Source organism: Cryobacterium sp. N21 (assembly GCF_002929575.1).
Lineage (GTDB): Bacteria > Actinomycetota > Actinomycetes > Actinomycetales > Microbacteriaceae > Cryobacterium > Cryobacterium flavum.
The window spans coordinates 391,578-416,870 of sequence record NZ_PJJQ01000034.1 but is presented as its reverse complement, the minus strand read 5'-3'; the positions used below and the strand labels follow the sequence as shown (position 1 = coordinate 416,870).

At 66.8% G+C, this 25,293-nt stretch carries 25 protein-coding genes, 1 tRNA gene and 1 other RNA gene; 16 read left to right on the top strand and 11 right to left on the bottom strand.

The annotated features are described in order from the left end of the window. Positions 1-137: 137 nt before the first annotated feature. Positions 138-213: transfer RNA gene (locus tag CXY77_RS14135), tRNA-Lys, on the bottom strand. 125 nt (positions 214-338) lie between these two features. Here CXY77_RS14135 and CXY77_RS14130 point away from each other — a divergent pair. Continuing rightward, positions 339-1,157, top strand: coding sequence for an inositol monophosphatase family protein (locus tag CXY77_RS14130; RefSeq protein WP_092341390.1), 819 nt, complete (start codon positions 339-341; stop codon positions 1,155-1,157). Here the strand turns inward: CXY77_RS14130 and CXY77_RS14125 are convergent. Next, entirely contained in the window at positions 1,154-1,897 is a 744-nt protein-coding gene (locus CXY77_RS14125) for a trimeric intracellular cation channel family protein (protein WP_092341389.1), read from the bottom strand. The genes CXY77_RS14130 and CXY77_RS14125 overlap by 4 nt on opposite strands. 54 nt (positions 1,898-1,951) lie before the next feature. Here CXY77_RS14125 and CXY77_RS14120 point away from each other — a divergent pair, with 54 nt between their 5' ends. The 3 genes from CXY77_RS14120 to CXY77_RS14110 all read left to right on the top strand — a co-directional run bounded on the left by CXY77_RS14120 (position 1,952) and on the right by CXY77_RS14110 (position 5,238). Further along, positions 1,952-2,395 (top strand): Rrf2 family transcriptional regulator, encoded by a 444-nt coding sequence (locus CXY77_RS14120; RefSeq protein WP_092341388.1) that lies wholly within the window; start codon positions 1,952-1,954, stop codon positions 2,393-2,395. A 115-nt stretch (positions 2,396-2,510) separates the two neighbouring features. Then, the gene (locus CXY77_RS14115; protein WP_092341387.1) at positions 2,511-3,674 is read left to right on the top strand and encodes a globin domain-containing protein; all 1,164 of its coding nucleotides are present in this window, start codon (positions 2,511-2,513) and stop codon (positions 3,672-3,674) included. A 46-nt stretch (positions 3,675-3,720) separates the two neighbouring features. Next, on the top strand, positions 3,721-5,238 hold the full coding sequence (locus CXY77_RS14110; protein WP_104130270.1) for a CYTH and CHAD domain-containing protein: 1,518 nt from the start codon (positions 3,721-3,723) through the stop codon (positions 5,236-5,238). 17 nt (positions 5,239-5,255) lie between these two features. On the opposite strand, the gene CXY77_RS14105 is transcribed toward CXY77_RS14110, so the two are convergent. Further along, positions 5,256-5,921, bottom strand: coding sequence for a hypothetical protein (locus CXY77_RS14105; protein WP_092341385.1), 666 nt, complete (start codon positions 5,919-5,921; stop codon positions 5,256-5,258). 20 nt (positions 5,922-5,941) lie between these two features. Then, positions 5,942-6,916 (bottom strand): LysR family transcriptional regulator, encoded by a 975-nt coding sequence (locus CXY77_RS14100; protein ID WP_092341384.1) that lies wholly within the window; start codon positions 6,914-6,916, stop codon positions 5,942-5,944. Positions 6,917-7,045: 129 nt separating this feature from the next. On the opposite strand from CXY77_RS14100, the gene CXY77_RS14095 reads away from it, so the two are divergent. The 9 genes from CXY77_RS14095 to CXY77_RS14055 are packed head-to-tail and all read left to right on the top strand — an operon-like array spanning position 7,046 to position 16,717. Next, positions 7,046-7,933 carry a xanthine dehydrogenase family protein subunit M gene (locus tag CXY77_RS14095; protein WP_092341383.1) on the top strand — a complete coding sequence of 296 codons (888 nt, stop codon included), beginning with the start codon at positions 7,046-7,048 and terminating at the stop codon, positions 7,931-7,933. Positions 7,934-7,945: 12 nt separating this feature from the next. Then, positions 7,946-8,446, top strand: a complete 501-nt coding sequence (locus CXY77_RS14090; RefSeq protein WP_092341382.1) for a (2Fe-2S)-binding protein — start codon at positions 7,946-7,948, stop codon at positions 8,444-8,446. Next, on the top strand, positions 8,443-10,836 hold the full coding sequence (locus CXY77_RS14085) for an aerobic carbon-monoxide dehydrogenase large subunit (protein WP_104087830.1): 2,394 nt from the start codon (positions 8,443-8,445) through the stop codon (positions 10,834-10,836). Before CXY77_RS14090 ends, CXY77_RS14085 begins: the two co-directional genes overlap by 4 nt. Before the next feature lie 3 nt (positions 10,837-10,839). Continuing rightward, a complete protein-coding gene (locus CXY77_RS14080) occupies positions 10,840-11,754 on the top strand; it encodes an XdhC family protein (protein WP_104130269.1) in 915 nt (304 codons plus the stop codon). A 30-nt stretch (positions 11,755-11,784) separates the two neighbouring features. Continuing rightward, positions 11,785-12,687, top strand: a complete 903-nt coding sequence (locus CXY77_RS14075; RefSeq protein ID WP_104087827.1) for a MoxR family ATPase — start codon at positions 11,785-11,787, stop codon at positions 12,685-12,687. Next, entirely contained in the window at positions 12,680-13,966 is a 1,287-nt protein-coding gene (locus CXY77_RS14070; RefSeq protein ID WP_233197414.1) for a VWA domain-containing protein, read from the top strand. Before CXY77_RS14075 ends, CXY77_RS14070 begins: the two co-directional genes overlap by 8 nt. Beyond that, positions 13,966-14,805: an SRPBCC family protein gene (locus tag CXY77_RS14065; RefSeq protein WP_092341377.1), complete on the top strand. Its 840-nt coding sequence runs from the start codon at positions 13,966-13,968 to the stop codon at positions 14,803-14,805. Before CXY77_RS14070 ends, CXY77_RS14065 begins: the two co-directional genes overlap by 1 nt. A 17-nt stretch (positions 14,806-14,822) precedes the next feature. Beyond that, complete coding sequence (locus tag CXY77_RS14060; RefSeq protein WP_104130267.1) at positions 14,823-15,989, top strand: XdhC family protein; 1,167 nt, start codon at positions 14,823-14,825, stop codon at positions 15,987-15,989. Next, on the top strand, positions 15,986-16,717 hold the full coding sequence (locus CXY77_RS14055; protein ID WP_092341375.1) for a PIG-L family deacetylase: 732 nt from the start codon (positions 15,986-15,988) through the stop codon (positions 16,715-16,717). Before CXY77_RS14060 ends, CXY77_RS14055 begins: the two co-directional genes overlap by 4 nt. Positions 16,718-16,946: 229 nt before the next feature. Here the strand turns inward: CXY77_RS14055 and ssrA are convergent. The 5 genes from ssrA to prfB all read right to left on the bottom strand — a co-directional run bounded on the left by ssrA (position 16,947) and on the right by prfB (position 21,180). Beyond that, positions 16,947-17,321, bottom strand: a transfer-messenger RNA (tmRNA) gene (gene ssrA, locus CXY77_RS14050). A 117-nt stretch (positions 17,322-17,438) separates the two neighbouring features. Continuing rightward, positions 17,439-17,915, bottom strand: a complete 477-nt coding sequence (smpB, locus tag CXY77_RS14045) for an SsrA-binding protein SmpB (RefSeq protein WP_092108491.1) — start codon at positions 17,913-17,915, stop codon at positions 17,439-17,441. Between the two features lie 88 nt (positions 17,916-18,003). After that, the gene (ftsX, locus tag CXY77_RS14040; RefSeq protein ID WP_092341374.1) at positions 18,004-18,918 is read right to left on the bottom strand and encodes a permease-like cell division protein FtsX; all 915 of its coding nucleotides are present in this window, start codon (positions 18,916-18,918) and stop codon (positions 18,004-18,006) included. Beyond that, positions 18,915-19,991 carry a cell division ATP-binding protein FtsE gene (gene ftsE / locus CXY77_RS14035; RefSeq protein ID WP_092341373.1) on the bottom strand — a complete coding sequence of 359 codons (1,077 nt, stop codon included), beginning with the start codon at positions 19,989-19,991 and terminating at the stop codon, positions 18,915-18,917. Before ftsE ends, ftsX begins: the two co-directional genes overlap by 4 nt. A gap of 76 nt (positions 19,992-20,067) precedes the next feature. Further along, positions 20,068-21,180: a peptide chain release factor 2 gene (prfB, locus tag CXY77_RS14030; RefSeq protein ID WP_092341372.1), complete on the bottom strand. Its 1,113-nt coding sequence runs from the start codon at positions 21,178-21,180 to the stop codon at positions 20,068-20,070. 66 nt (positions 21,181-21,246) lie between these two features. Between prfB and CXY77_RS14025 the strand changes: the two genes are divergently transcribed. The 3 genes from CXY77_RS14025 to CXY77_RS14015 all read left to right on the top strand — a co-directional run bounded on the left by CXY77_RS14025 (position 21,247) and on the right by CXY77_RS14015 (position 23,874). After that, positions 21,247-22,536 carry an MFS transporter gene (locus CXY77_RS14025; protein WP_092341371.1) on the top strand — a complete coding sequence of 430 codons (1,290 nt, stop codon included), beginning with the start codon at positions 21,247-21,249 and terminating at the stop codon, positions 22,534-22,536. A 223-nt stretch (positions 22,537-22,759) separates the two neighbouring features. Further along, the gene (locus CXY77_RS14020) at positions 22,760-23,197 is read left to right on the top strand and encodes a nitroreductase family deazaflavin-dependent oxidoreductase (RefSeq protein ID WP_092341370.1); all 438 of its coding nucleotides are present in this window, start codon (positions 22,760-22,762) and stop codon (positions 23,195-23,197) included. A gap of 26 nt (positions 23,198-23,223) precedes the next feature. Next, entirely contained in the window at positions 23,224-23,874 is a 651-nt protein-coding gene (locus CXY77_RS14015) for a pentapeptide repeat-containing protein (RefSeq protein ID WP_104130266.1), read from the top strand. A 47-nt stretch (positions 23,875-23,921) separates the two neighbouring features. Here the strand turns inward: CXY77_RS14015 and CXY77_RS14010 are convergent, their stop codons facing one another. Both CXY77_RS14010 and CXY77_RS14005 read right to left on the bottom strand, forming a co-directional pair. Next, positions 23,922-24,806 carry a DMT family transporter gene (locus tag CXY77_RS14010; protein WP_092341368.1) on the bottom strand — a complete coding sequence of 295 codons (885 nt, stop codon included), beginning with the start codon at positions 24,804-24,806 and terminating at the stop codon, positions 23,922-23,924. Positions 24,807-24,889: 83 nt separating this feature from the next. Then, positions 24,890-25,159, bottom strand: coding sequence for a hypothetical protein (locus CXY77_RS14005; protein ID WP_104130265.1), 270 nt, complete (start codon positions 25,157-25,159; stop codon positions 24,890-24,892). Between the last annotated feature and the right edge of the window lie 134 nt (positions 25,160-25,293).

Below are 25,293 nucleotides of genomic sequence, written 5' to 3'. Positions count from 1 at the left end.
GCCCGCGTTTGAGAAGTTGGCACGTGTTCAAACCAGTGCCACCTTCGCAAACACGTGCCACGAGATCGGGCGCGCAGAGCCGCGAAACGGTACAAAAAAGCCCCGCCGCACTGCAAAAGCAGTGACAGCGGGGCTGGTGGTGCACCCCCCCGGACTTGAACCGGGAACCCACTGATTAAGAGTCAGTTGCTCTGCCAATTGAGCTAGAGGTGCGTATGAAAGCCGGGAATGACCCGCGGCAACGTGTAACCCTAACACCCTACGGGGGCCCGACGCCAATCGAGGCGGGAACGCACGAAGGACCGGCATCCGCTCACGAAATTACTATCCTTGGAAGGGTGACCGAACCGCGAATTTACGCCCTCTCCGACGACCTCCAGCTGGCCCTGGCCCTCGCCGACGCCGCCGACACCATCTCCCGCGCCCGCTTCACCGCGCTCGACCTCGTCGTGACGACCAAACCCGACCGCACCCCGGTAACGGATGCCGACCAGGCCGTCGAGCGCGCCATCCGCGCCCTGCTCGCCGAGCACCGCCCCGACGACGGCATCCTCGGCGAAGAGTTCGGCACGGCCGGGTCGACCACGCGCCAGTGGATCATCGACCCCATCGACGGCACCGCCGGGTTCCTGCGTGGTATCCCGATCTGGGCCACCCTCATCTCCCTCGCCATTGACGGCGTGCCCGTTCTCGGCGTGGTCAGCGCCCCCGCCCTTGGTAAACGCTGGTGGGCCGCGGCCGGCAGCGGCGCCTGGTCAAGCGATAGACGAGAAGCGGATGCCGCCCCCACCCGCCTGCACGTCTCCGGCATCGAGACCCTCGCCGAGGCCTCCATCAGCTATGGCAGCCTGCAGCAGTGGGACCAAGCCGGGCACCTGGACGAGCTCGTGACGCTCTCCCGCCAGGTCTGGCGTACCCGCGCCTATGGCGATATGTGGTCGTACATGCTGCTGGCCGAAGGCCACCTCGACGTGGCCGGCGAATTCGACCTGCAGCCCTACGACATGGCGGCTCTGGCCCCGATCGTGCAGGAGGCCGGGGGCACCTTTACCTCGGCCGACGGCCAGCCCGGCCCGTGGCACGGCAGCGCCCTGGCCACCAACGGACTGCTGCACGCGGCGACGCTCGCGGTTCTGAATCCCACGCAGCCCAGTTAGACCGACGCACCCGGATCGTCGGGGAAAATGCCGTTGCGGGCGTTGCGCGCGTCGAGCCGGCGCTGGCGCCAGGCCCGGGGATTCAGCAGCAGAATGGGCTTCGGTATGCGCAGTGCGTAGCCGGTCGGCAGAATCCAGCCGTAGCGTTTGGCCAGCAGCGACAGCCCCGAGCCGCTGAGAATGGCTACGGCGGTTCCGATCGCCACGAACCCGAGCTTGCTTAGAATGACCATCTCGGTACTCGCCAGCAGGGCGCTCGTGGCATAGAGCGTGTTGCCGCCGAAAATCGTCGGCACCTTGAGCAGCATAATGTCGCGCACCATGCCGCCGCCGACCGCGGTGATGATGCCGAGCAGAATGGCCGGCAGCCAGCCGAGACCGGCCTCGAGCGCTTTCTGGGCACCCACCGCCGACCAGCAGCCCACGGCGAGCGCGTCGAGCAGCAGCAGCACGCGTCGGGTCCAGCGGCCGTTGAACGTGACGAAGTACGCGATGACCCCGCCGAGAATCGCGCAGATCAGGTAGGCCGGGTCAAGCAGGGCGGCCGGGGTGCCCTGCTGCAGCAGGGTGTCGCGAATCATTCCGCCACCGAGCCCGCTCATAATCGCGAGCACCACGAAACCGACAATATCGAGGCGTGCGGTGCGGGCCGCGACGCCGCCAAGAATGGCGTTGGCCAGCACGCCAGCCAGGTCCACAAAGCGGATTATCTCAAACAGCGTCTCCGACTCAGTGTTCACTTACCCCATTCTCTCTCATATCGACAGTGGAACCGTCGCCCTTACAGTTGAGGCATGAGGATCAACGCTTTTGCCGACGTCTGCCTGCGGGTGGTCATGCTGCTTACAGCGGCACCGGAGAGCGTGACGTTCACCTCGCGGGTCGTCGCCGCCGAGGTCGGCACGCCCTACAACCACGTGAGCAAGGCGCTGCTGCGCCTGCGCGAACTCGGTCTGGTCGAGGCGCTGCGCGGCCGAAACGGCGGCGTGCGTATCAGCGCGCTCGGCCGTGAGGTCACGGTTGGAGCGCTCCTGCGCACCCTCGACACGCGCACCGACCTCGCCGCCTGCGACACCCCCAACGGTCCCTGCCCGTTGATCAGCGGATGCGGCCTCCGCGGCGCCCTGCGCCGCGCGCGGGAAGCCTTCTACCGCGAGCTGGATGACCTCGTTATCTCCAGCCTCCCGCACGGAAAAGCGAACGGTCCAGTGCTGGTCGAACTGGGTTTGGTGCGGTAGGACTAAAGTCCCTAATTTCTACGACTTGTAGAAAACACCCGTTTAATTGGTATATCAAATGCTACTTTAAATGAAGGCCCCCACAAACGGGTGCCGACACGCAGAAGGAGTATTCATGCTTTCGCCCCAGTCCCAACCACTCATCGAAGCGACCCTGCCGCTGGTCGGTGAGCGGATGCCCGAGATCGCGAAAAACTTCTACCACCGCATGCTCACGGCCCACCCCGAACTGTTCGACGGGCTGTTCAGCCGGTCCAACCAGAAGAATGGCTCGCAGCAGCAGGCGCTGGCCGGCAGCATCGCCGTCTTCGCGACCCATCTGCTGCAGAACCCCGACACCACGCCAGAGGCCATGCTCTCCCGCATCGCCCACAAGCACGTCTCGCTCGATATTCAGCCCGAGCAGTACGACATCGTCTACAAGTACCTCTTCGAGGGCATCGCCGACGAACTCAGCGACGTCATCACCGCCGAGATCGCCGCCGCCTGGACCGAGGTGTACTGGCTGATGGCCCACGCCCTGATCAAGATGGAGAAGGGCCTCTACTCCGGCCTCGCCAGCGATAAGCCGCTCGCCCCGTGGATCGTCGTAAAGAAGGAAGCGGCCGGAACCGACGCCATAACGTTCACCCTCGAACCCGCCGACGATACCCCCGTGACGCCCGCCCTGCCAGGCCAGTACGTCAGCGTCACCGCGGTCATGCCCGACGGCATCCGTCAGGTGCGTCAGTATTCCCTCTCGGCCGGCACGGCCACGACCCGCGTCTTCACCACCAAGCTCGATGCCGACGGTGAGGTCTCCCCCGTGCTGCACCGCGACGTGCAGGTCGGCGATACCCTCATCCTCTCCGTTCCGTGCGGCGACATCACCCTCGACCACGGCACCGGACCGCTGATCCTGGCCTCGGCCGGAATCGGCTGCACGCCCAGCGCTTCCATCCTGCGCTCCCTGGTGGACACCGGCTCCAAGCGCGAGGTGCTCGTGCTGCACGCCGAGAGTACCCTCGAGCGCTGGGCGCTGCGCGACCAGATGAACGAAGACGTCGCCCTGCTCGAGGCGGCCGAACTCGAGCTCTGGCTGGAGATCCCGAGCGCTGGCCACCACGAGGGCTTCATGTCCCTCGCGAACGTGACCATCCCGGCGGATGCCTCGATCTACCTGTGCGGACCGCTCCCGTTCATGCGCAGCCTGCGCTCCCAGGCGCTGGAATCCGGCGTGCCAGCCGATCGCATCCACTATGAAATCTTCGGCCCCGACCTGTGGCTCGCCAACGCCTGACCCACCGCACGGTTCAAGCCTGGCGCGACCGCGCTAGGTTTGAACCGTGGACGCTAATGGTGGTATCGAGATAGAACTTAAGTTTGACGTCGACGAGCTGGCCCTGCTGCCGCGCTTGAACAATCTGCCCGGCGTGCAGGCCGTCGCCGAACCGGTAACCCATGACCTCGCGGCCGTCTACTTCGACACGAACGACCTCGTGCTGGCGCGTGCGCACATCACCCTGCGCCGCCGCACCGGCGGCGACGACGCGGGCTGGCACCTCAAACTGCCGCAGGGCGTCGGACGCCGACGCGAAGTACACGCTCCCATCGGCAAACACCTGCAGGACGAAGCGGATGCCGTACCCGGGTCGCTCGCCCAGCTCGTGCGGGTCTACACCCGCGACTCCCCGCTCGTTCCCGTGGTGCACCTCGGCACCACCCGCGTCGTGCACGCCCTGATCGGCGCCGGCGGCGAAACCCTCGCCGTGCTCTGCGACGACCGGGTCGAGGCCCAACGGCTCCTTCACGAACCCGCCTCGGCCGCCTGGCGTGAATGGGAGATCGAACTCGTCGACGGACCGGAGGACCTGCTCGATGCTGGCCAGTCTGTGCTCGCGAGCGGCGGCATCCTCGTGTCACAGCACGCCTCCAAGCTCGCCCGCGCCCTCGGCGACCGGTTCCCGGCAGAGAGCACCACAAAGCAGCGCCGTCCCACCCCGAACGGCCCGGCCGGCAACGTTCTGCTGGCCAGCCTGACCGAGCAGATCGGTGTCATCCGCCGGCACGACCCGCAGGTTCGCCAGCACGCTGCCGGCTCTGTGCACGCGATGCGCGTGGCCACCCGTCGGCTACGCTCGGTGCTGGCCACCTATCGTTCGCTCGTTGATCCCGGGGTCGTGCAGCATCTCCGCACCGAACTCGGCTGGCTCGCCGCCGTGCTCGGCGGCTCTCGCGACGAAGAGGTACTGCAGCGGCACCTGGTCGGCCTGCTCGATCGCGAATCCCCCGCGCTGCTCCTCGGCCCGATTCGCGAACGCCTCGAAAGCCGCTCCGAAACGGATGCCCACTCCGCGCAACTCACGCTCGTCACCGCCCTCGACAGCCACCGCTACTTTCGACTGCTCGACGCCCTCGATTCCCTCGTCGCCACTCCGCCGTTCACCGCCGCGGCCGACCAGGACGCCCGGGTCGTCGTACCGGCCCTGGTCACCAAGGAGTGGAAGAAATTGCGCCGAGCCGTGCGCCTGGCCGCCAAGACCGTGCCTGGATCGGAACGGGATCTCGCCCTGCACACCGCTCGTAAGCGCGCCAAGCGGCTGCGCTACGCGGCCGAGACGGCGCATCCGCTCAGCCCCAAGCGCTCGGCCCGAGTGAGCCGCTTCGCCCAGAAGCTGCAGACCATCCTGGGCGAACAGCACGACAGCGTCATCGCCCGTGATCGCCTGCTCAAGCGCGGCGGGGTCGAAGCCTACCTGCGCGGGGAGAACACCTTCAGCTATGGCCGGCTGCACGCGAAGGAGCAGGAGCAGGCTTCAAGCGCCCAAGCCCGCTTCTGGAAAGCATGGTCGCGGCGCCCCTGACGCTGTCAGGCGCTGGATCAGACCTGGTCGGCCCCGATCAGGGGCGGGGCGGCAACGGTGCTGCGATTGACCCGATCGGCGAGAACGATGGCGATGACGCCGAGCAGGATCATGCCGCCGATCCGCACCAGGCCGTCCAGTCCGATCAGAACCCAGACCACCAGATTCGGTCCGGTCAAGGTGGCCAGGCCCGCGCCCAGCAGTTGGGAGAGCAGCCAGGTTGCGGTGGCCGCGCCTACCGCCCAGGCCGGCACCCAGTTGAACGGGGACGGCACGGCGCCGATCCGGGCGATCTGCATGACGGCCACCAGCGCGAGGGCGAATTGCACGTACGAGTCCGCGTAGGAGAAGGCCATCAGCAGGGTCGGAGCGGGATCGTTCGAGAAGAAGTCGCTGATGACGACGCTCTGCACCGACCCGAGAAACAGCCAGAACGCCAGCAGAACCAGAGCTGTCGTGCCCACCGGACGGCGCGCTGTGACGCTGCCCACGCCCCGCACCCCGAAGGCGAACACCAGTAGGGCCGCGGCGAACAGAGCCGGGCCGATCAGTCCGATATAGGCGAACAGTGCGGGCTGCGAGATCACCGTGACGACGACCGAGGCGAGCAGCAGTCCCCCGCCGACGAACCCGGTGAGGGAGGACGCGGACGCTGAATTGTCACGAAGCTGTGAGTTTGCCATACACCCCAGTCTACTCAGACTCAGCTCCAGAGGGCCACGTGCACCTTGCTGCCGCGACGCGCGACGCCGCGGGAACCGCCAGGAGCGAGCATCGCTGCGGTGGCCTCGGCGGTCGTCACGAACCGCTGCAGGGTGCGCGCTGCGGCCGGTGCCCGACCGTGATCGAGGGTGCTCGCACACCACAACCCGGCAATCGGCGTGTTCGGCATCGGCAGCACCACGAGCGATCCGGCCGCCACCTCGGCCCGCACGATGTGCATGAACGCGAGCATGATGCCCTCGCCGTCGCGAACCGCGGCGAGGGCATCCGTTTCGCTGCTGAGCGGCACGATCTCTGGCACTCCGAGCGCTGAGGCGAGAAACGATGCCGCCAGCCAGCGGCTCTCGGCGGTGAACTCCTCCACCCCGGCCGGACCGCTGAACCACAGTTCTTTCAGGAGTGCGGTGAGCGACGCCGGCAGCCGGGTGAGCGGATGCTCCGGCGCGGCCACCAGCACCCGCTGGTAGCGCAGAAAGGGCACCACTTCCAGCTGGTTTCCCTGCGGCGGCCTCGCTCCGAGCGCCACGTCGCAGGCGTGGTCCTGCAGCAGCGACCCCACGTCATCGGCGGACTCGACCACCACATCGATGCCGCCAGAATGACCGGGCACCCGACGGGTGAACGCGTCGAGCAGCCGACCGGCCGCGTGCTCGGCGAACCCGGCCGTGGCGACGACCCGAAGGTTCGCGGTGGATTCCTCGGCGTGCGACACCTCCCAGCGAACCTGGTCGGCCAGGCCCACGATCTCCTGGGCGTGGTCGGCGAGCGCCCGCCCGCCGGCGGTCAGGGCGATGCCGGCGCCGGCACGCACAAACAGGGCGTCACCGAGGTCGAGGCGCAGCGCGGCGAGCGACGACGACACCGCCGGTTCGCTGATGTTCAGGGCGGCCGCGGCCGCACGCAGCGACCCGAGTCGGGCCACCAGGGCAAAGGCCCGCAGCTGATTCAGCGTCATTGCCACAGCTCATAACCTTTCCCTTAGGTCGATATTGACAGTCTCGGCAGCGGGGAGCAAGCTGTGGCACACAACGGTGTCGCGCAACGATGCGCGGTGCCATGGAAACTTCTCAGTGAGGAGAAGCCCGTGCAGATTCCGGCTCCGTTCGACTATGTTCGCGCCAGTTCGGTCGACAACGCTCTCGCCCTGCTCGACCGTCACGGGGCCGAATCCCGGGTCGTCGCCGGCGGCCACAGCCTGCTCCCCATGATGAAGCTGCGCCTCGCCCGCCCCGACTGGCTGATCGACATCAACGACCTGTTCGAGCTCGACTACCTGCTCGTCGATAAGGACGTGCTGCGTATCGGCGCGATGACCCGACACACGACCCTGCTGGAATCCGACGACGTCAAGCGCCTGTTTCCCATCATCACCGACGCCGAACGGGTCATCGCCGATCCGATCGTGCGCAACCGCGGCACCATCGGCGGTTCGCTCTGCCAGGCCGACCCGGCCGAAGATCTCTCCACGGTCTGTCACGTTCTCGAAGCGGTGGCCGTCGTTCGCGGTCCGGCCGGTGAGCGGATGCTGTCCATGGCCGACTTCCACCGCGGCCCCTACGAGACGGCCGTTGCCCAGAACGAACTGCTGATCGAGGTGCGCATACCCATTCGCTCCGACTCGAGCAGTGCCTACGAAAAGGTCGAGCGCCGCGTCGGCGACTGGGCCGTCGCCGCGGCCGGCGCTTCGGTCAGCCTCGACTCCGCCGGCGCGATCAGCCAGGTGGCCGTCGGACTCACCGCCGTCGGACTTGACCGCAATGTCACCGAGGTCGAAGCGGTGCTGGTCGGCCAGGCTCCCACCGAGGAACTCTTCACCGAGGCCGGGCGCCTCGCATCCCTCGCCTGCGATCCCCTCGCCGACCAGCGCGGCCCGATCGACTACAAGCGGCACCTCGCCGACGAACTGACCCGTCGGGTCTTGCGGGCGGCCTGTCGTCGCGCCGCGGCATCCGTTTCCGAGATTACGATTTAGGAGTTGAGCCCAATGCAGATCAGCATGACCATCAATGGAACCGACGTCACTCGCGAGATCGAACCGCGGGTGTTGCTCGTGCACTTCATTCGCGACGACCTGCGACTCACCGGAACGCACTGGGGCTGCGACACCACCAACTGCGGCACCTGCGTGGTGCTGATGGACGGCCAGCCGGTGAAATCCTGCACGGTACTGGCGGCCATGGCCGACGGGCATGCGATCACGACCGTGGAGGGACTCGCCAACGGCGCCACCCTCGACCCGGTGCAGCAGGGCTTCATGGAGGAGCACGGACTGCAGTGCGGTTTCTGCACTCCCGGCATGATGCTCACCGCCCGCGCGCTGCTCGACCACAACCCGCATCCCGAACCACTGGAGATTCGCGAAGCCATCTCCGGCCAGATCTGCCGCTGCACCGGCTACGCCACCATCGTGCGGTCCATTCAGTGGGCGGCCGAGCATCCGGTCGGGGCCACCGCTGAAACAACTGATGAAGAGGTGCACGCATGACCATCCTTGAGGACCGCCCGTCGAACCCGGCCGCCGGCGACCACGATCGGCCCGTCGGCCACGGCCGCATGCAGCGTAAGGAAGACCCGCGCTTCGTGCGCGGCAAGGGCCACTACGTCGACGACATCGTGCTGCCCGGCATGCTGCACGGTGCCATTCTGCGCGCTCCCGTCGCCCACGCCCGGCTGGTCTCGATCGACACGACCGAGGCCCTCGCGCACCCCAAGGTGCTCGCCGTGATCACCGGCAGCGACCTGCAGGCACTCGGCCTGGCCTGGGCGCCGACCCTGTCGATGGACGTTCAGGCCGTTCTCGTCACCGACAAGGTGCGCTTTCAGGGCCAGGAGGTGGCGTTCGTCGTCGCCGAAGACCGCTATGCGGCCCGCGACGCCCTCGAACTGATCCAGGTCGAGTACGACGTACTGCCGCCGGTCGTCGACGCCCGCAAGGCCATGGATCCGGGCGCTCCGGTCATTCGCGACGACCTCGAAGGCCGCACCGACAACCACATCTTCGACTGGGAAGCCGGCAACAAGGCCGAAACGGATGCCGTCTTCGCCAGCGCCGACGTCGTGGTCACGCAGGAGATCGTCTACCCGCGCGTGCACCCGGCGCCGATGGAAACCTGCGGCGCCGTCGCCGACTTCGACCCCATCGACGGCCGCCTCACCCTGTACGAAACCACGCAGGCCCCGCACGCCCACCGCACCCTGTTCGCGATGGTCTCCGGCATTCCGGAGCATAAGATTCGCGTGGTCTCCCCCGATATCGGCGGCGGATTCGGCAACAAGGTCGGCATCTACCCGGGCTATATTCTCGCCGTGGTCGGCTCGATCGTCACCGGCAAACCGGTGAAATGGGTCGAGGACCGCTCCGAAAACCTGATGAGCACCTCGTTCGCCCGCGACTACATCATGCAGGGCGAGATCGCGGCGACCAAGGATGGCAAGATCTTAGGCCTGCGCACCAACGTGCTCGCCGACCACGGTGCCTTCAACGCCACCGCCCAGCCCACCAAGTATCCGGCCGGCTTCTTTCACATCTTCACCGGCAGCTACGATCTTGCCGCTGCGCACTGCACCGTCACCGGCGTGTACACCAACAAGGCACCCGGCGGCGTGGCCTACGCCTGTTCGTTCCGGGTCACCGAAGCGGTCTATCTGGTCGAGCGGATGGTCGACATCCTGGCCCGCAAACTCGAGATGGATCCCGCCGAGTTGCGGCTGAAGAATTTCATCAAACCCGAGCAATTTCCCTACCCGAACAAGACCGGCTGGGAGTACGACTCCGGCGACTACGAACCCACCATGCGGCTGTCGATGAAGATGGCCGGCTACGACGAACTGCGCCGCGAACAGAAGGAAAAACGCGAACGCGGCGAACTGATGGGCATCGGCATCTCCTTCTTCACCGAAACGGTCGGTGCCGGCCCCCGCAAGGACATGGACATTCTCGGCCTCGGCATGGCCGACGGCGCCGAACTGCGCATCCACCCCACCGGCAAGGCGGTCGTGCGCATCTCGGTGCAGAGCCAGGGTCAGGGCCACGAAACGACGTTCGCGCAGATCGTGGCGGAGGAGATCGGCATTCCGCCGGAGGACATCGACGTCGTGCACGGCGACACCGACCAGACCCCGTTCGGCCTCGGCACCTACGGCAGCCGGTCCACCCCGGTCAGTGGCGCCGCCGTGGCCCTCGTGGCCCGCAAGGTGCGGGAGAAGGCCCGGTTCATCGCCGCGGCCATGCTCGAAACCCGCCCGGAAGACCTCGAATGGGAGAAGGGCCGCTGGTTCGTCAAGGGCGACCCGAGCGTGGGCAAAACCATCGCCGAGATCGCGATGGGCGCCCACGGCACGGTCGCACTGCCAGAGGGCATCGACGGCAACCTCGACGCCGAAGTCACCTACGATCCACCCAACCTCACCTTTCCGTTCGGCGCCTACATCTGCGTCGTCGACGTCGATCCGGGCACCGGTCACGTCAAGGTACGCCGGTTCATCGCCGTCGACGACTGCGGCACCCGCATCAACCCGATGATCATCGAGGGGCAGATTCACGGCGGCCTCACCGACGGCGTCGGAATGGCGCTGATGGAATTCATCGAATTCGACGCCGAGGGCAACTGCCTCGGCGGCTCGTTCATGGACTACCTCATTCCCACCGCCATGGAGGTGCCCGACTGGGAGACCGGCTTCACCGTGACTCCGTCGCCGCACCACCCGATCGGCGCCAAGGGCGTCGGCGAATCGGCCACGGTCGGTTCTCCCCCGGCCGTCGTCAACGCCGTCGTCGACGCCCTCGCCCCGTTTGGCGTCGTGCACATGGACATGCCCTGCACGCCCGCCCGGGTGTGGGAGGCCATGCAAGGCCGCACGAGACCTCCGGTGTAAACCGTGGGCCAGGCAACCCTGGAGCGGGAGCTCGTTGCACGCCGTGAGGCCTTCGTACACGCGACGGTCGTGCGCGCCCAGCGCCCCACGAGCGCGCACGCCGGGGACACGGCGCTTGTGCGCGCGACCGGCGAGATTGACGGGTTCGTCGGGGGAACGTGCGTGGAGGCATCCGTTCGCCTGTACAGTCTGCAGGTACTCGAAAGCCGCCAGCCGCTGCTGCTCAAAGTCGTGGCGGGTGCGCCGTCGAGCATTGTGGAAGACGGCGCCGTCGAGGTCTCCAACCCCTGCGTGAGCGGCGGCGCGATCGAGATCTTTCTCGAACCGCGCATTCCGCTGCCGAGCCTCGTCGTCGTCGGGTCGACCCCCGACGCCGACGCACTCGCCGCCCTGGCACCGCTCGTGGGTTTCGACCTCGTGCAAGCGGATGGCGCGACCGCCGCCCCGCAGGCCGGCGACGCCGCCCTCATCGTCGCGTCCCACGGCCGCGACGAAGAGCCGCCGCTGCTGGCCGCCCTGGCTGCCGGGGTGCCCTATATCGCGCTCGTGGCCAGTCCGAAGCGGGGCGCGGCGGTACTCGCCTCGCTCGACGTGTCGCCCGAACAGCGCGCGCGGGTGTTCAGTCCGGCCGGGCTCGACCTCGGGGCGCGCACGCCCGGCGAGATCGCGGTGTCCATTTTCGCGCAGCTGGTGCAGGAACGGGCCGGGCGCGGGCATCCGTCTCATGCTGCTGCAGTTGACGCGGCGAACGCCGCTGAACCGGCTGGCAACGCGATCGACCCGGTCTGCGGCATGACGGTGGCCGCGCTGCCCTCGTCATTGCAGGTGGAGCATGGCGGCGAGAACGTGTATTTCTGTGCGGCGGGATGCCGCACAGCGTTTCTGGCGAATCCGGAGCGGTATGCGACCGCGCGCTAGAGCCCTGCCTTGTCGCCAATGGTGCGAGCAATGAGCGCGGATTCCGTGGCCGAACTGGTCCCCTCCGTCGCCGCGCTGCAGAACGCCCTCGACGCCGAGGACTATCTGGCCGATGAGGGCCTCGCAACGGCGGTGTTTCTGGCCGTGCGCATGCGGCAGCCGCTGCTGCTCGAGGGCGAACCCGGGGTCGGCAAGACCGAGATTGCCAAGGCGCTGGCCCGGCTGCTCGACACCGAACTGTTTCGGCTTCAGTGCTACGAGGGAATCAGCGCCGGAGAAGCCCTGTACGAGTGGAACTACCCGCGGCAGCTGCTCGGTATCCGTTTGGCGGAGGCGCGCGGCGTTGAACTGGCCGAAACGGAATTGTTCGGGCGGGACTACCTGCTTCGCCGCCCGCTATTGCGGGCGATCGAGCATGCCGGCCCGCGCCCGGCCGTGCTGCTGCTCGACGAAATCGACCGCGCCGACGCCGAGTTCGAAGCCTTCACCTTCGAGCTGCTTGCCGAGGCGGCCGTGACCATTCCCGAGCTCGGAACCGTCGAGGCCACCCACCCGCCGATCGTGATTCTCACCAGCAACCGCACCCGCGACCTGCACGATGCCCTCACCCGGCGCTGCCTGTACCACTGGATCGACTACCCCGGTCCGGAGCGGATCGCGCAGATCGTGCGGCGTCGGGTGCCCAGCAGCTCGCAGGCCATCGCGACGGATGCCGCGGCCGCGATCACCCGGTTGCGCTCGCTCGACCTGGTCAAACCGCCCGGAATCGCCGAGGCCATCGACTGGGTGAGCGCCCTCGGCGTGCTCGGAATCGAACAGCTCAGCGCCCGCGCGGTCGAGCAGACCTGGGGTTCCGTGCTGAAGAACCGGGACGATCTCGACCTGGTAGCGTCCCGCGGCTCCGCGTGGGTCGCCGAGGCTGCCGGTGCCTGACCGCGTGCGGCACCCACCGGTCGAAGCGGCGGCTCTCGCCGCCGGCTTCAGCACCGCCCTGCACCGGGCGGGGCTTCCGGTCTCGCCCGACCGGGCCGCCCGGCTGGCCGAGGCGCTTCGACTCATCCCCCCGACCGACCGGGCCGCCCTGTACTGGGCCTGCCGCATCGTGTTCGTCTCCCGGCAGCAGCACCTCAACCGCTTCGACGCGGTGTTCAGCGCCGTGTTCGACGGCCGGCTCGACCCGGCCGAAAGCCGCGGCGACCCCAACGCTCCCCCGGCGATCGGCTCCGAAACCCGCACGAAGGCCGCCCCGCCGACCAACCGACCGGCCGGCGCTCCCGAGCCTCAATCCGAGGCCAGCCCACCCGCGCCGCTGCCCGGCGCGGACTCGAGCGACGACAGCGACGGCCCCGAGCGCGATGCCATTCTCGCCATGGCGTCCCGTGACGAGCACCTGCACGAGATGGCCTTCGCCGATCTCGCGCCCGAGGAGCTGGCCCGGTTGCGCCAGCTCGTGGCCCGCATCGTGTTGTCGACGCCGACCCGGATCAGTCGGCGCGCGCATCCGACGCCACACAGCCGTGACCGGCTCGATCTGGCCCGCACTGTTCGGGCCGCGCAGCGCACAGGCGGCGACCCGATCGCCCTGCACTTCACTCGGCGCCGCCCGAAACCGCGACGGCTCGTACTGCTCTGCGACGTGTCCGGTTCGATGGAGCCGTATACCCGGGTGTTCCTCTCGCTGTTGCAGGGCGCTGCCTCCGGCGCCCGCGCCGAAGCCTTCGTGTTCTCGACCCACCTCACCCGCCTGACCCGGCAGCTCGCGCTGCGCGACCCGGACCAGGCGCTCGCGCAGGCGGCCGCCACCGCGACCGACTGGGCCGGCGGCACCAGGCTGGCGACCAGCATCCGTCGGTTCATCGACGACTTCGGACGCCGCGGCCTGGCCCGGGGAGCGGTGGTCGTGGTGTTCTCCGATGGCTGGGCGCAGGACGACCCGGGCGACGTCGACGCTCAGATGGCGAGGCTCCGCCGTCTCGCGCACCGCATCGTCTGGGTGAATCCGCGCAAGGCCGCCGTGGACTACCGGCCACTGGTCGGGGGCATGGCCGCCGCCCTGCCCTACTGCGACGCCTTCGTCAGCGGGCACAGTTACGTCGCCCTTGCCGAGGTGGCGGCCGCAATTCGCGGCGACCTATCGGAGAACAACCCGCTGGCATCCGCTCGCCGACCAACTTCCCACCCAATCGTCATGACTCAGCAGAGGACACCCTGATGCAAATCGACACCACCTTCACCGTCGCCGCCCCCGTCGACACGGTGTGGAACACCCTGATGGACTTCGAGCGTGTCGCCGGCTGCGTGCCGGGAGCGCAGATTCTGAACAAGCTCTCCGATGACAACTACCAGGTGGGTATGAAGGTCAAACTCGGCCCAGTGACCATGCAGTACCGCGGCCAGATGAATGTCGACGAGCGCGACGCTGACACGCACCGCGCCGTCTTCTCGGGCAAGGCTCAGGAAACTCGCGGGCAGGGCACGGCCCAGGCCACGGTCACGCTCGTGCTGGTCGAAACCGACGGCGTGACCCAGGGCACGGTCAGTGCTGACTTGTCCCTGTCGGGCAAGGCTGCGGCCATGGGTAAAGGCGTCATCAGCAGCGTCACCGAGCAGATGATGGGATTGTTTGCCGGCAATCTGCAGGAGCTGATCGAGAGCGGCGGGTCTGACGACGGCAGCACTGCAACTCCCGTCGGCGACCACGTCGACGATCCAGCCACCCTCGCGCAGGCCTCCCCGCGGGCGGTCACCGATGTGACCGACATTCCGCCGGGAGACGCCCCCGCCGCCGACACGCTGCCCGACGTCACAGCGGATGCCCCGGCCCGGCCCGGCCTGCCGCCCCGCCCGGTGCCGCCCCGCGTCGCACCCGCCGGCGGGCACCGGGCGGCCCCGCACCGTTCGGCACCCGCTGCGGCGCCGAGCCTGGACGCCATGACCCTGGTCAAAGGCGTCATCACCGACCAGCTGAGCGACCCGGTGAAACTTCTGGGACTGCTGGCCACGGTAGCGTTCATCGCATACCAAATCGGTCGGCGCGCGTCCGGCCGCTAGAGCGAAGGGAGACCACGATGCGTGAAGTACTGGATACTCTGTTCAGCGGTTGGCAGAACGGTGCTACCGCCGGTCTGGCCACGGTTGTGCGCACCTTCCAGTCCGCGCCGCGCCCGGCCGGTGCCTCCATGCTGGTCAGCGCGGACGGCACCGTGGCCGGCTCGGTCTCGGGCGGGTGCGTCGAAGGCGCCGTCTACGAACTGGCCACCCAGGTGGCCGAAGACGGCGTGCCGCAGCTCGTGCGCTACGGCATCAGCGACGACGACGCGTACGCGGTGGGGCTCACCTGCGGCGGAATCCTCGATGTCTTCGTTGAACCCGTCTCGCGCGACACCTTCAGCCTGCTCGAAGGGGTGCACGACGACGTGGCTGCCGGGCGTCCGGTCGGCGTCGCGACGGTGATCGAGCATCCGGACGCCGCCTGGATCGGCCGACACCTCGTGGTGCGGCCGGACGGGTTCGAGGGTGACCTCGGCTCTGATCGTGCGAACCACGCGATCGGCGATGACACCCAGGGACTGCTCGCCGCCGGTCGCAACACGACGCTGACCTACGGCCCGGATGGCGAGCGACGCGGCGAGGGCATGCAGGTGTTTTTCGCGAGCTACGCGCCCCGGCCCCGCCTGCTCGTGTTCGGGGCGATCGACTTCGCCACCGCCCTGGCCCGCCTCGGCACCTTTCTCGGCTACCGGGTCACGGTCTGCGACGCCCGCGGGGTCTTTACCACCCATGCCCGGTTTCCCGGCGTCGACGAAGTCATCGTCAGCTGGCCAGACCGCTACCTGCGGGAGCAGATCGTCGGCGGCCTCATCGACCCCCGCACCGTCATCTGTGTGCTCACCCACGACCCTAAATTCGATGTTCCCCTTCTCGAAGCGGCCCTGCACGGCCCACCGGTGGCGTACATCGGTGCGATGGGATCGCGGCGCACGCACCTCGACCGCCTGGAACGCCTGCGCCAGGTCGGCGTGACCGACACCGAGCTCGCCCGGCTGCGCAGCCCGATCGGGCTCGACCTCGGCTCGCGCACGCCCGAAGAGACGGCCGTCTCGATCGCTGCCGAGATCATCTCGCTGCAGTGGGGCGGAAGCGGCGAGCCTCTGCACACCCTCGTCGACGCCATCCACCACGACGACCTCGTCGATCCGTACCCGCCGTCCGGCCACCGATTGATTGACGTATGAGCATTCTCGACTCCGTCACCTCGGTGCTGTTCGTACACGCGCACCCCGACGACGAGACCATCAGCACCGGCGGGCTGATCGCGTATCTGGCGAGCCGCAGCATCCGTATCAGCCTGGTCACCGCCACGCGCGGTGAGCGCGGTGAAGTCGTTGCCGGGTCGCTCTCGATGCTTGCCGGCACCCCCGCCCTGGCGGAAGAGCGCGAGCGCGAACTCGAACGCGCCGCCTTCACCCTCGGCATCAACGACGGCTTTTGGCTCGGCGACAAACCGGCCCGCGCGCCCGGGCTGCCCGCACGCCGCTACCGTGACTCCGGCATGGAGTGGATACGTCCCGGGCTGGCCGGCCCGGCCGCCGGTTCAGAAGCGGATGCCCTCGCTCGCGCACCGCTCTCCGAGATCACCACTGACCTCGTCGCCATTCTCCGACACGTGCGACCGAGCCTCGTCATCAGCTACGACGCCACGGGCGGCTACGGCCATCCCGATCACGTGCGCGTGCACGACGCCGCCCTCCGCGCCAGCCGCAGCCTCGCGATCCCCTACGCCGAGATCATCGACACCCCCACAGCGGATGCTGAATGGTTCGACCTCGAGACCCAACACGACACCGTCGCGGCGGCTCTGCGCTGCCACGCGAGCCAGCTCACGGTCGACGGCGACTTCATCGTGCACTCCGGGGGTCAGCGCGACCCCATCCGCACCGCGATCGGCCTGCGCCTGCGCTGACCCACCACGCCCTGAACGCTGCACCTGCGGAGATTTCCGCGAAATCGGCCTGGAAGTGCCGAAATCCACAGCTCTGGACAGAAATTTCCGCAGTTCTGAACGCCACCACCGCTACCAAGACTGTCCCGGCACGATCAGGGTGCCTAAATAGTGCGCTGAAAATACTGAGGCCGCCCAATTAGGCGGCCTCAGTAGAGCGCGGAAGCTCAACAGCGTGTGACAGAACCTATGGTGGAGATGCGGGGAATTGAACCCCGGTCCACTGCTGTGGTCATATGCCTTCTACGGGTGTATCCAGTGAAATCGCTTTCTCGGCCCCGGAATTTGCCACTGGCATCTACTCCGACAGGCCCAGCCTTCGTTTAAGTCCCTCTACGCCCCGTGGCTCAATGTAGAAGCAAGCTCTCTAAATGGCGTCAGGATCAGGGTAGAGAGCATTCCCGGTCTGGCGGACTTCGTTAGTGCTTTCGCTTAGGCAGCGAGAGCGAAGTCAGTGCGGTTTGATTTGGCACTTATTGTTTTGCAGAGATCGTTTACGAGATAACCCTGCATCCTCGACCCGCTTCTCACAATTGCGCAAACAATGTCGAAACCGATCATCCCCATACACATCGCACGCCTTAAAGCGCAGAGCGACGGGTTCGTGTCACACGCTGTTGAGTTACCAATCTGCACCAGTTTCGGTGCAGCCCCCTATCTTACAACAGAAGGCCTGGGGCGCCTAGTCGCCCAAGTGGCGCTGCGCCGACATGGCGCGATCCGATTCGCGCTTGTCGGTGCGTTCGCGCAACGTCTGGCGCTTGTCGTACTCCTTCTTGCCCTTGGCCACGGCGATCTCCACCTTGGCCCGACCGTCCGCGAAGTAAATTCGCAGCGGAATGAGCGTGTAACCGCCCTCCTTGGTCTTGTGGCTGATCTTCACGATCTCTTTCTTGTGCAGAAGGAGTTTGCGCTTACGACGCGGCGGGTGATTGGTCCACGATCCGCCGGAGTACTCCGGAATGTGCACCGCATCCAGCCAGGCCTCGCCGCCCTCGATGAAGGCGTAGCCGTCGACGAGGGTCGCTCGCCCGGCGCGCAGGGACTTCACCTCGGTGCCGCTCAAGACCATCCCGGCCTCGTAAGTGTCACTGATGAGGTAGTCATGTCGGGCCTTGCGGTTGGTCGCCACGACCTTTTCGCCACGTTCCCTGGGCATGCACCTCACCTCAATTCTTTTCATTCAAACGGATGCCGCCGGCCGATCCGGTAGACAGCCCACCAGTCTAGCGGCATCCGCTTAAACGTTAGACCTTGAGGTAGCGGGTGATCGCGAAGTTCGCCGAGAAGGCGGCCAGCACCGCACCGACCACGAGCAGGATCGGCACCACGACGAGCGCATCATCCATGCCGACCAGGGCGAAGCCGGTGAGCCTCGCGCCGAGATAGCCCTGCACGAAGAAGTATACGAGCGCCACGATCGCACCTCCCGCCAGCAGCGAGCCAAGCAGGGCAGCGAACACGCCCTCCAGAATGAACGGTGTCTGAATGAAGCGGTTGCTGGCACCGACCAGCCGCATGATGCCGAGTTCTCGCCGCCTGGAGAACGCCGACAAACGGATGGTCGTGGCAATCAGCAGCGCCGCCGCAATCAGCATCAAACCGGCGATTCCGATGGCCGTATAGCTGGCCACGTTGAGCACTGAGAAGATCTGGTCAAGGTATTTACGCTGGTCAGCGACATTTTCAACACCAGCGACCCCCGATAGGCTCTCCACCAGCACCGCTGACTGCGACGGATCCTTCAGGTTCACCCAGAAGGTCTGGTTGAGCTGGTCGGCCGTGACATAGTCGGCGACCGGGTTGCCGGCGAACTGCTTCTTGAAGTTCTCGAACGCCTGCTCGTGCGTCTCGAAATAGTAGTTGTCGATGAACGGCGCCAGTGTCGGCGACTTCAGCTGAGCCTCGACCGCGGCGATCTGCTCCGGCGACGCGTCGCCGCCGGTGCAGGTTTCGCCGGGCGAGATGTCGGAGCACATGTAGATGCCGACCTGAGCTTTGTCGTACCAGAAGTTCTTCATCTGGCCGATCTGCATCTGCATGAGAATGGCCGCACCGACGAAAGTGAGCGAGATAAAGGTGACGAGCACGACGGAGACGACCATCGAGGCGTTGCGCCGCAGCCCGTTCGCAGCCTCGGACAGCACCAGACCGAGCCTCATCGGGTCGGCCCCACGTTCTGCTCGCCCGTTTGGTCGGGTTTCTCCCCCGGCGCCCGCAGGCCGAGTTTCTCGGCGAGGGTGAGCTGCTCTGGGGCATCGTTTGGGGCAACCGGAAGCACCGGGCGCGTCATCGGCGGAACCTCGTCGTCAACGGCGGGCACCGGGGCCACGCGGGTCGCGGCGACCGGCTCGGGCTCCGCGGTCGACGCCGCCGCGACGGCAGCTGCCGCAGCCTGGTGGAGCGACACGCTGGTCTCCGGAACCGGGGCAGACGGATGCGTCAACGCTGGTTCGGGTGCAGCAGCCGGCCGGGCGTAGACCGACGCGACGGGCGCGGGGGCGCTGGTGGGGGCATCCGCTATGGCTGCGGGAAGTACGACGGGAATAGAAGCGGTGGCGTAGCCGCCCTGGCGTTCGTCACGCACGATCTCGCCGTTCACGAGTTCGATCACGCGGCGCTGCATCTTGTCGACGATGCCGGCCTCGTGGGTGGCCATGATCACGGTAGTGCCGCCCGCGTTGATGCTCGCGAGCAGCGACATGATCTCGGCGCTCGTGGTGGGGTCGAGGTTTCCGGTGGGCTCGTCGGCCAGCAGAATCTGCGGCTTGTTCACGATGGCGCGGGCGATGGCCACGCGCTGCTGCTCACCACCGGAGAGTTCGTGCGGCAGGCGCTGGGCCTTTTCGGCCAGCCCGACCATTTTGAGGGTGTCGGGCACGGCTTCCTGAATGAAGCCGCGGCTCTTGCCGATCACCTGCAGGCTGAACGCGACGTTGTCGAACACCGTCTTGTTCGGCAGCAGGCGAAAGTCCTGAAAGACCACGCCCATGTTGCGGCGAAAGTAGGGCACCTTGCGGTTCGAGATCGACCGTAGGTCCTGGCCGAGCACGTGAATGCTGCCGCTGGTGGGCTTTTCCTCCTTGAGCACGAGCCGCAGGCAGCTCGATTTGCCCGATCCGGAGGCGCCGACCAGAAAGACGAATTCGCCTCGCAAAATCTCGACGTCGATCGAGTTCAGTGCCGGCCGAGTGGTGCCGGGGTACTTCTTGGTTATGTGATCAAAACGGATCATAGCTCTTAGAGCCTAGGCATCCGTAGGCGTTTTCCCTACAGCGACATACCTGAGGGGCCGAAGCCTCAGCATCCGTTTAGTCTTCGGGAGCTTTCTTGCGCCAGCGGATGCCGGCCGAGATGAATCCGTCGAGGTCACCGTCGAAGACGTTGCTGGGGTTGTTCACCTCGTACTCGGTGCGCAGGTCCTTGACCATTTGGTAGGGCGCGAGCACGTAGCTGCGCATCTGGTCGCCCCAGCTCGCGGTGATGTTGCCGGCCAGCTCTTTCTTGGTCGCTGCCTCTTTCTCGCGCTCGAGCACCAGCAGGCGCGACTGCAGCACGCGCATGGCGGCGGCGCGGTTCTGAATCTGGCTCTTCTCGTTCTGGCAGCTCACCACGGTGCCGGTGGGCAGGTGGGTGATGCGCACGGCAGAGTCCGTCGTGTTGACCGACTGGCCGCCGGGACCGCTCGAGCGGAAGACATCCACGCGAATGTCACCGTCGGGCACCTCGATCGACTCGGTCTGCTCGATCAACGGCACCACCTCGACCGCGGCGAACGAGGTCTGCCGTTTGCCGGCCGAGTTGAACGGGCTCATCCGCACGAGGCGGTGGGTGCCGGCCTCGACGCTGAGCGTGCCGAAGGCATAGGCCGCGTCGACCTCGAAGGTCGCGCTCTTAATGCCGGCCTCTTCGGCGTAACTGATGTCGAGCACAGTGGTGCGGTAGTCATGCTGTTCGGCGTAGCGCAGGTACATACGCAGCAGCATCTCGGCGAAGTCGGCGGCATCCACTCCCCCGGCGCCGGCGCGAATGGTGATGACGGCGTTGCGCTCGTCGAACTCACCGTTGAGCAGGGTCTGCACCTCGAGCTCGCCGAGCAGTTTCTGCAGGCTCGCGAGCTCGACGGTGGCCTCATCGGCCAGTTCCTGATCGCCCTGGCCGTCGTTGGCCATCTCGACGAGAGTCTCGAGGTCGTCGAGCCTGGTCGTGATGCTCTCGATGCGCGCCAGTTGCGCCTGCCGGTGGCTGAGGTCGCTGGTCACCTTCTGGGCGTGGTCGGTGTCGTCCCACAAATCGGGCATGCCAGCCTCGCCGCTGAGGTCGTCGATGTCCGCGCGCAGTCGATCAATGTCGATCACCGAGCGGATGTCGCCGAACGTGGTCCGCAGCGCGGCGATCTGTACTGAGAAATCCAAGTCAATCATGTTCCGTTCAGCCTACCGGGCGAAGTTTGCGGCGGGGCCGGGTCGCCGGGAGTAGCATCGAAACCGATGAGCAACGCCGACCGCCCCTTCAGCCTGCGCTCGGTCGCCCTAGTGGCGTTTCTGCCGACCCTGCTCTTTTCGATCGGTGAGGGCTCGATCATCCCTTTGATTCCGGTGGTGGCGAGCAATCTCGGGGCGTCTCTCGCCATCGCCGGCGTCATCGCGGCGATGGTCATGCTCGGCGAACTCGTCGGTGACATTCCCAGCGGATGGATCGTCTCGCGTATCGGCGAGCGCAACGCGATGATCGGGGCATCCGCTCTGACCATCGGTGCCGTGATCGTCTGCATTGTGGCTCCCAACCCGCTCGTGCTGGGTCTCGGTATTTTTTTGGTTGGACTGGCCACGGCGATCTTCGCCCTGGCCCGGCACGCCTTCATGACCAACTATGTGCCGTTGGTCTATCGAGCGCGGGCGCTCTCGACCCTGGGCGGTGTATTTCGGGCTGGCTGGTTCGTAGGCCCCTTTCTCTCGGCCGGACTCATTCACCTCACCGGTGGCACCCAGGCCGTGTTCTGGGTGTTCATCGTCTGTTGCGTCGGCGCGTCGGTCATGCTGTTGCTGTTGCCGGACCCGTCGAAAACCTTCGCCACTCCGTCCGCTGATGAGACTGTATTCGACGCCACCGACACAAGCACGGGCGCCATCAGCAGCACCGGAACGGCGCGACCGGCCGTGCCGGTGCAGGGATTATTCCAGACCATTTGGAGTCACCGTGAAGTACTGTTGCGGCTCGGCACCGGCGCCGGTCTGATCGGGGCGATGCGAGCCAGCCGCACGGTGATGCTGCCGCTCTGGGCGGTCAGCATCGGCATCAGCGCCCCCGACACCGCGCTGATCATCGGCATCGCCGGCGCAATCGACTTCGCCCTGTTCTATGTCAGCGGCCAGATCATGGACCGGTTCGGCCGCATCTGGAGCGCCCTGCCCTCGATGATCGGGCTCGGCGCGGGCCACCTGGCGCTCGCGTTCACCCACGACCTGCCGAGCAACGTGGAGTGGTTCATCGGCGTGGCCATGTTCCTGTCGCTGGCCAACGGGATCGGCAGCGGCCTGCTCATGACGCTCGGCGCCGACCTGGCGCCGCGCCCGAATCCGGCACCGTTCCTCGGCGCGTGGCGGTTCACCGCCGACTTCGGCAGCGCCGCGGCACCGCTGGCCGTGGCTGGGATCACCGCCCTCGTGTCCCTGTCGGTGGCCAGCGGGGTCATGGGAGCTATCGGCCTCTGTGGCGCCGTTCTGCTGCGCCGCTACATTCCCCGATACGCGCCGCACCGCCCTGGCCGCCTGCTCTAGCCAACCTGCCATACCCCACTCCACCTACTCAGGCAGCATAACTCCTGCAATTTGCGCGCCGGCCAGAAGACTCTCGGGAGATTACAGGCATCCGCAAATCAGGCCCACGATTTGCAGGAGTTATGCTGCCCAGGCCGCGTTACCAGGAGTGTCTCGACTCAAGTACGACTCGCCGTGGCCAGCCGGGCGGAATGTTCCCGGCGGCCGGCGCGTTACGGCAGGCATGCCCCTCATCGGAGAATACGAACCAAGCACCTCCCAGTGGGTGCGCGACCAGGTCGACCAGATAGAGAAGTCCGGCGGCACCGAGGGCACGACCCTGCGCGGCATGCCCGTCATCGTGCTGACGACCGTCGGCGTGAAGAGCGGCAAGCTGCGCAAGGCGCCGCTTATGCGCGTTGAGCACGACGGCCAGTATGCCGCTGTCGCCTCGCTCGGCGGTAGCCCCACGAACCCGGTCTGGTACGCGAACGTTGTGGCGCACCCCGAGGTCGAGCTGCAGGACGGCCCGCAGAAGTGGGACATGCGCGCCCGCGAGGTCACCGGCGACGAGAAGGCCGTCTGGTGGGAGCGCGCCGTGGCGGCATTCCCCGACTACGCGGCTTACCAGGTCAAGACCGACCGCGAGATTCCCGTCTTCGTACTCGAACCCACCGCCTGAGGGTGGCGAAGGCCAGCACCCACAGAGTGCCCAGCACCCGCAAGGCGTCCATCGACCGCATCACCCTGCCTGACCTGACCGACGACGACGGTTCGCAGCTGCGCTCCGGCGACGGTCGGGAGGCCGAACGCTACACGGACGTCGACCTCGATGGCCGCGACCTGACCGGCATCTCCTTCGGGGAGTGCGAATTCGGCAAGGTGCCTTTGCACGAGGCCAAACTGCGCGGGGCATCCTTCGCGGAGTGCCTCATGACCGACCTGCACGCACCGGTGTTCAGCGCGCCGCGCTCCAGTTGGCGGGACGTGCGCATCGAGCACGCCCGGCTTGGCTCGGTCGCGGCCTACGAGGCGACACTCCGGTCGGTGCACATTGACGGCTCGAAGCTCGATTTCGTGAACCTGCGCAACGCCACGCTCACCGATGTACTCCTGAGCAACTGCATCATCGAGGAGTTTGACCTCGGTAGTGCCACCGTGCAGCGCCTGGAACTGCAGAATTGCCGCATCGGCACGCTCGATGTCGGCGGTGCCAAGCTCAAAGATGTCGACCTGCGTTCCAGTGATTTCTCGGCCGTGCACGGCCTCGAAGGACTGCGCGGCGCCACCCTCGATGACGCCCAGCTGAGCCTGTTGGCGCCGCTGCTCGCCGCCCACCTGGGCCTGCGCATCGAATAGCACGGCCGGACACCAGTGCCCGATAGGCCCCCGCAGCTGAGACCGGCTCAGGGAATGGCGGTCGCGGTCAGCTCGAGGTCGGACGTCGGCCGGTCGCGCTGGGTCGCGATGGCCGCGCCGGCCGCCACACACACGACCACGATGGCAATCTGCTGCAGCAGGGTGAAGGTCTCACCGAGCACGAGCGCGCCGAAACCGGCCGCGATGACCGGGCCGAAGCTGGTGATGATCGCGTACAGGCGGGGGCTGATCCGACGCAAAATGTAGGTGTCGAGGGTGTACGGAAAGGCCGAGGAGACTACGCCCACGAGCAGCAGCAGCCCGACGATACCCCAGGTGAAGGCCGACAGATCCAGGGTGAACAGGGCGATGGGCACCACGATCACGAGGCTGACCAGGCTGGCGATCGAGATACCCTCGAGGCCGGCGAATTCGGTCGCCACCTTGCGGGTCAGCAGAATATAGCAGAACCATGAGGCCGCCGCGGTGAGCGCGAGCACGATGCCGAGCGGGTCGAGCGTGCCGTCCGACCAGGTCAAGAGGAACACTCCCCCGGCGGCGGCCGCAGCACACACGAAGTCCAGGATGCGGCGGCTGGTGACCAGGGCCAGGGCGAAGGGTCCAAGAAATTCGATCGTCGCCGCGATGCCGAGTCCCAGCATGTTGACGGCCTGGTAGAAGGTGAGGTTCATCACGGCCAGCACGACGCCGAGGGCCAGCGCTGGCCAGATTCGGGCCCAGGTCAGATTTCTCAGCCGGGGCCGGGCGAGCGGCAGCACGACGATGACCATGACGATCTGGCGGGCCGCGACGACGATGGGCGAACCGACGACCGGAATGAGCAGTCCGGCCAGTGAGGAGCCGAAATTGATGCTGACCTCGGTGGCGAGCTGAGCTCCCGCACCGCTCAGTTTGTCCCGCCTGGTACGCACATTGCTCCTGTCGGCGCCGTCGAGGCACCTCCCGACAGTACCGCTCGCGGCATCCGCTCTGAAATGCGGGCGCAAACTTGGGTCTACAGTTGCAGCGGGATGAACTGGTATTCGCTGATCAGGTGCTCGTGCTGGCAATCACCGCAGTACAGCACGCCCGACACCCGCATCGCGTCAACGCGCGAGGAACACTGGATCACTTTGGGACCGCAGCACGGTGAAATCACCATGAAACCGCCCGACTCGGCCGGATCATGACCACTCAATCCGCGGTCGTGGTGCACTCCCTCACAGGGGAGAAGGGACTCGAAGTCGAGCTGCTCCACAATCTGAGCGTCCAGTAGTGCATCCATGATTTCACAGCCGATCTTGGTGTTGCTCAGCCGCCATCCTGGGCCACGTCATCCGGCGGCGACCAGCCCGGATGAACGACGACCCGAGATCGCCGGCACTACCAACCGGGACCGGGGTCGGCACGAGTGTCGAC

Coding starts and splice junctions, on each gene's coding strand:
- CXY77_RS14120 (WP_092341388.1), top strand. CDS start 1,952: ATGAGGATCAACGCTTTTGCCGACGTCTGCCTGCGGGTGGTCATGCTG.
- CXY77_RS14115 (WP_092341387.1), top strand. CDS start 2,511: ATGCTTTCGCCCCAGTCCCAACCACTCATCGAAGCGACCCTGCCGCTG.
- CXY77_RS14105 (WP_092341385.1), bottom strand. CDS start 5,921: ATGGCAAACTCACAGCTTCGTGACAATTCAGCGTCCGCGTCCTCCCTC.
- CXY77_RS14100 (WP_092341384.1), bottom strand. CDS start 6,916: ATGACGCTGAATCAGCTGCGGGCCTTTGCCCTGGTGGCCCGACTCGGG.
- CXY77_RS14090 (WP_092341382.1), top strand. CDS start 7,946: ATGCAGATCAGCATGACCATCAATGGAACCGACGTCACTCGCGAGATC.
- CXY77_RS14085 (WP_104087830.1), top strand. CDS start 8,443: ATGACCATCCTTGAGGACCGCCCGTCGAACCCGGCCGCCGGCGACCAC.
- CXY77_RS14075 (WP_104087827.1), top strand. CDS start 11,785: ATGAGCGCGGATTCCGTGGCCGAACTGGTCCCCTCCGTCGCCGCGCTG.
- CXY77_RS14065 (WP_092341377.1), top strand. CDS start 13,966: ATGCAAATCGACACCACCTTCACCGTCGCCGCCCCCGTCGACACGGTG.
- CXY77_RS14060 (WP_104130267.1), top strand. CDS start 14,823: ATGCGTGAAGTACTGGATACTCTGTTCAGCGGTTGGCAGAACGGTGCT.
- CXY77_RS14055 (WP_092341375.1), top strand. CDS start 15,986: ATGAGCATTCTCGACTCCGTCACCTCGGTGCTGTTCGTACACGCGCAC.
- smpB (WP_092108491.1), bottom strand. CDS start 17,915: ATGCCCAGGGAACGTGGCGAAAAGGTCGTGGCGACCAACCGCAAGGCC.
- ftsX (WP_092341374.1), bottom strand. CDS start 18,918: ATGAGGCTCGGTCTGGTGCTGTCCGAGGCTGCGAACGGGCTGCGGCGC.
- ftsE (WP_092341373.1), bottom strand. CDS start 19,991: ATGATCCGTTTTGATCACATAACCAAGAAGTACCCCGGCACCACTCGG.
- prfB (WP_092341372.1), bottom strand. CDS start 21,180: ATGATTGACTTGGATTTCTCAGTACAGATCGCCGCGCTGCGGACCACG.
- CXY77_RS14025 (WP_092341371.1), top strand. CDS start 21,247: ATGAGCAACGCCGACCGCCCCTTCAGCCTGCGCTCGGTCGCCCTAGTG.
- CXY77_RS14020 (WP_092341370.1), top strand. CDS start 22,760: ATGCCCCTCATCGGAGAATACGAACCAAGCACCTCCCAGTGGGTGCGC.
- CXY77_RS14005 (WP_104130265.1), bottom strand. CDS start 25,159: ATGGATGCACTACTGGACGCTCAGATTGTGGAGCAGCTCGACTTCGAG.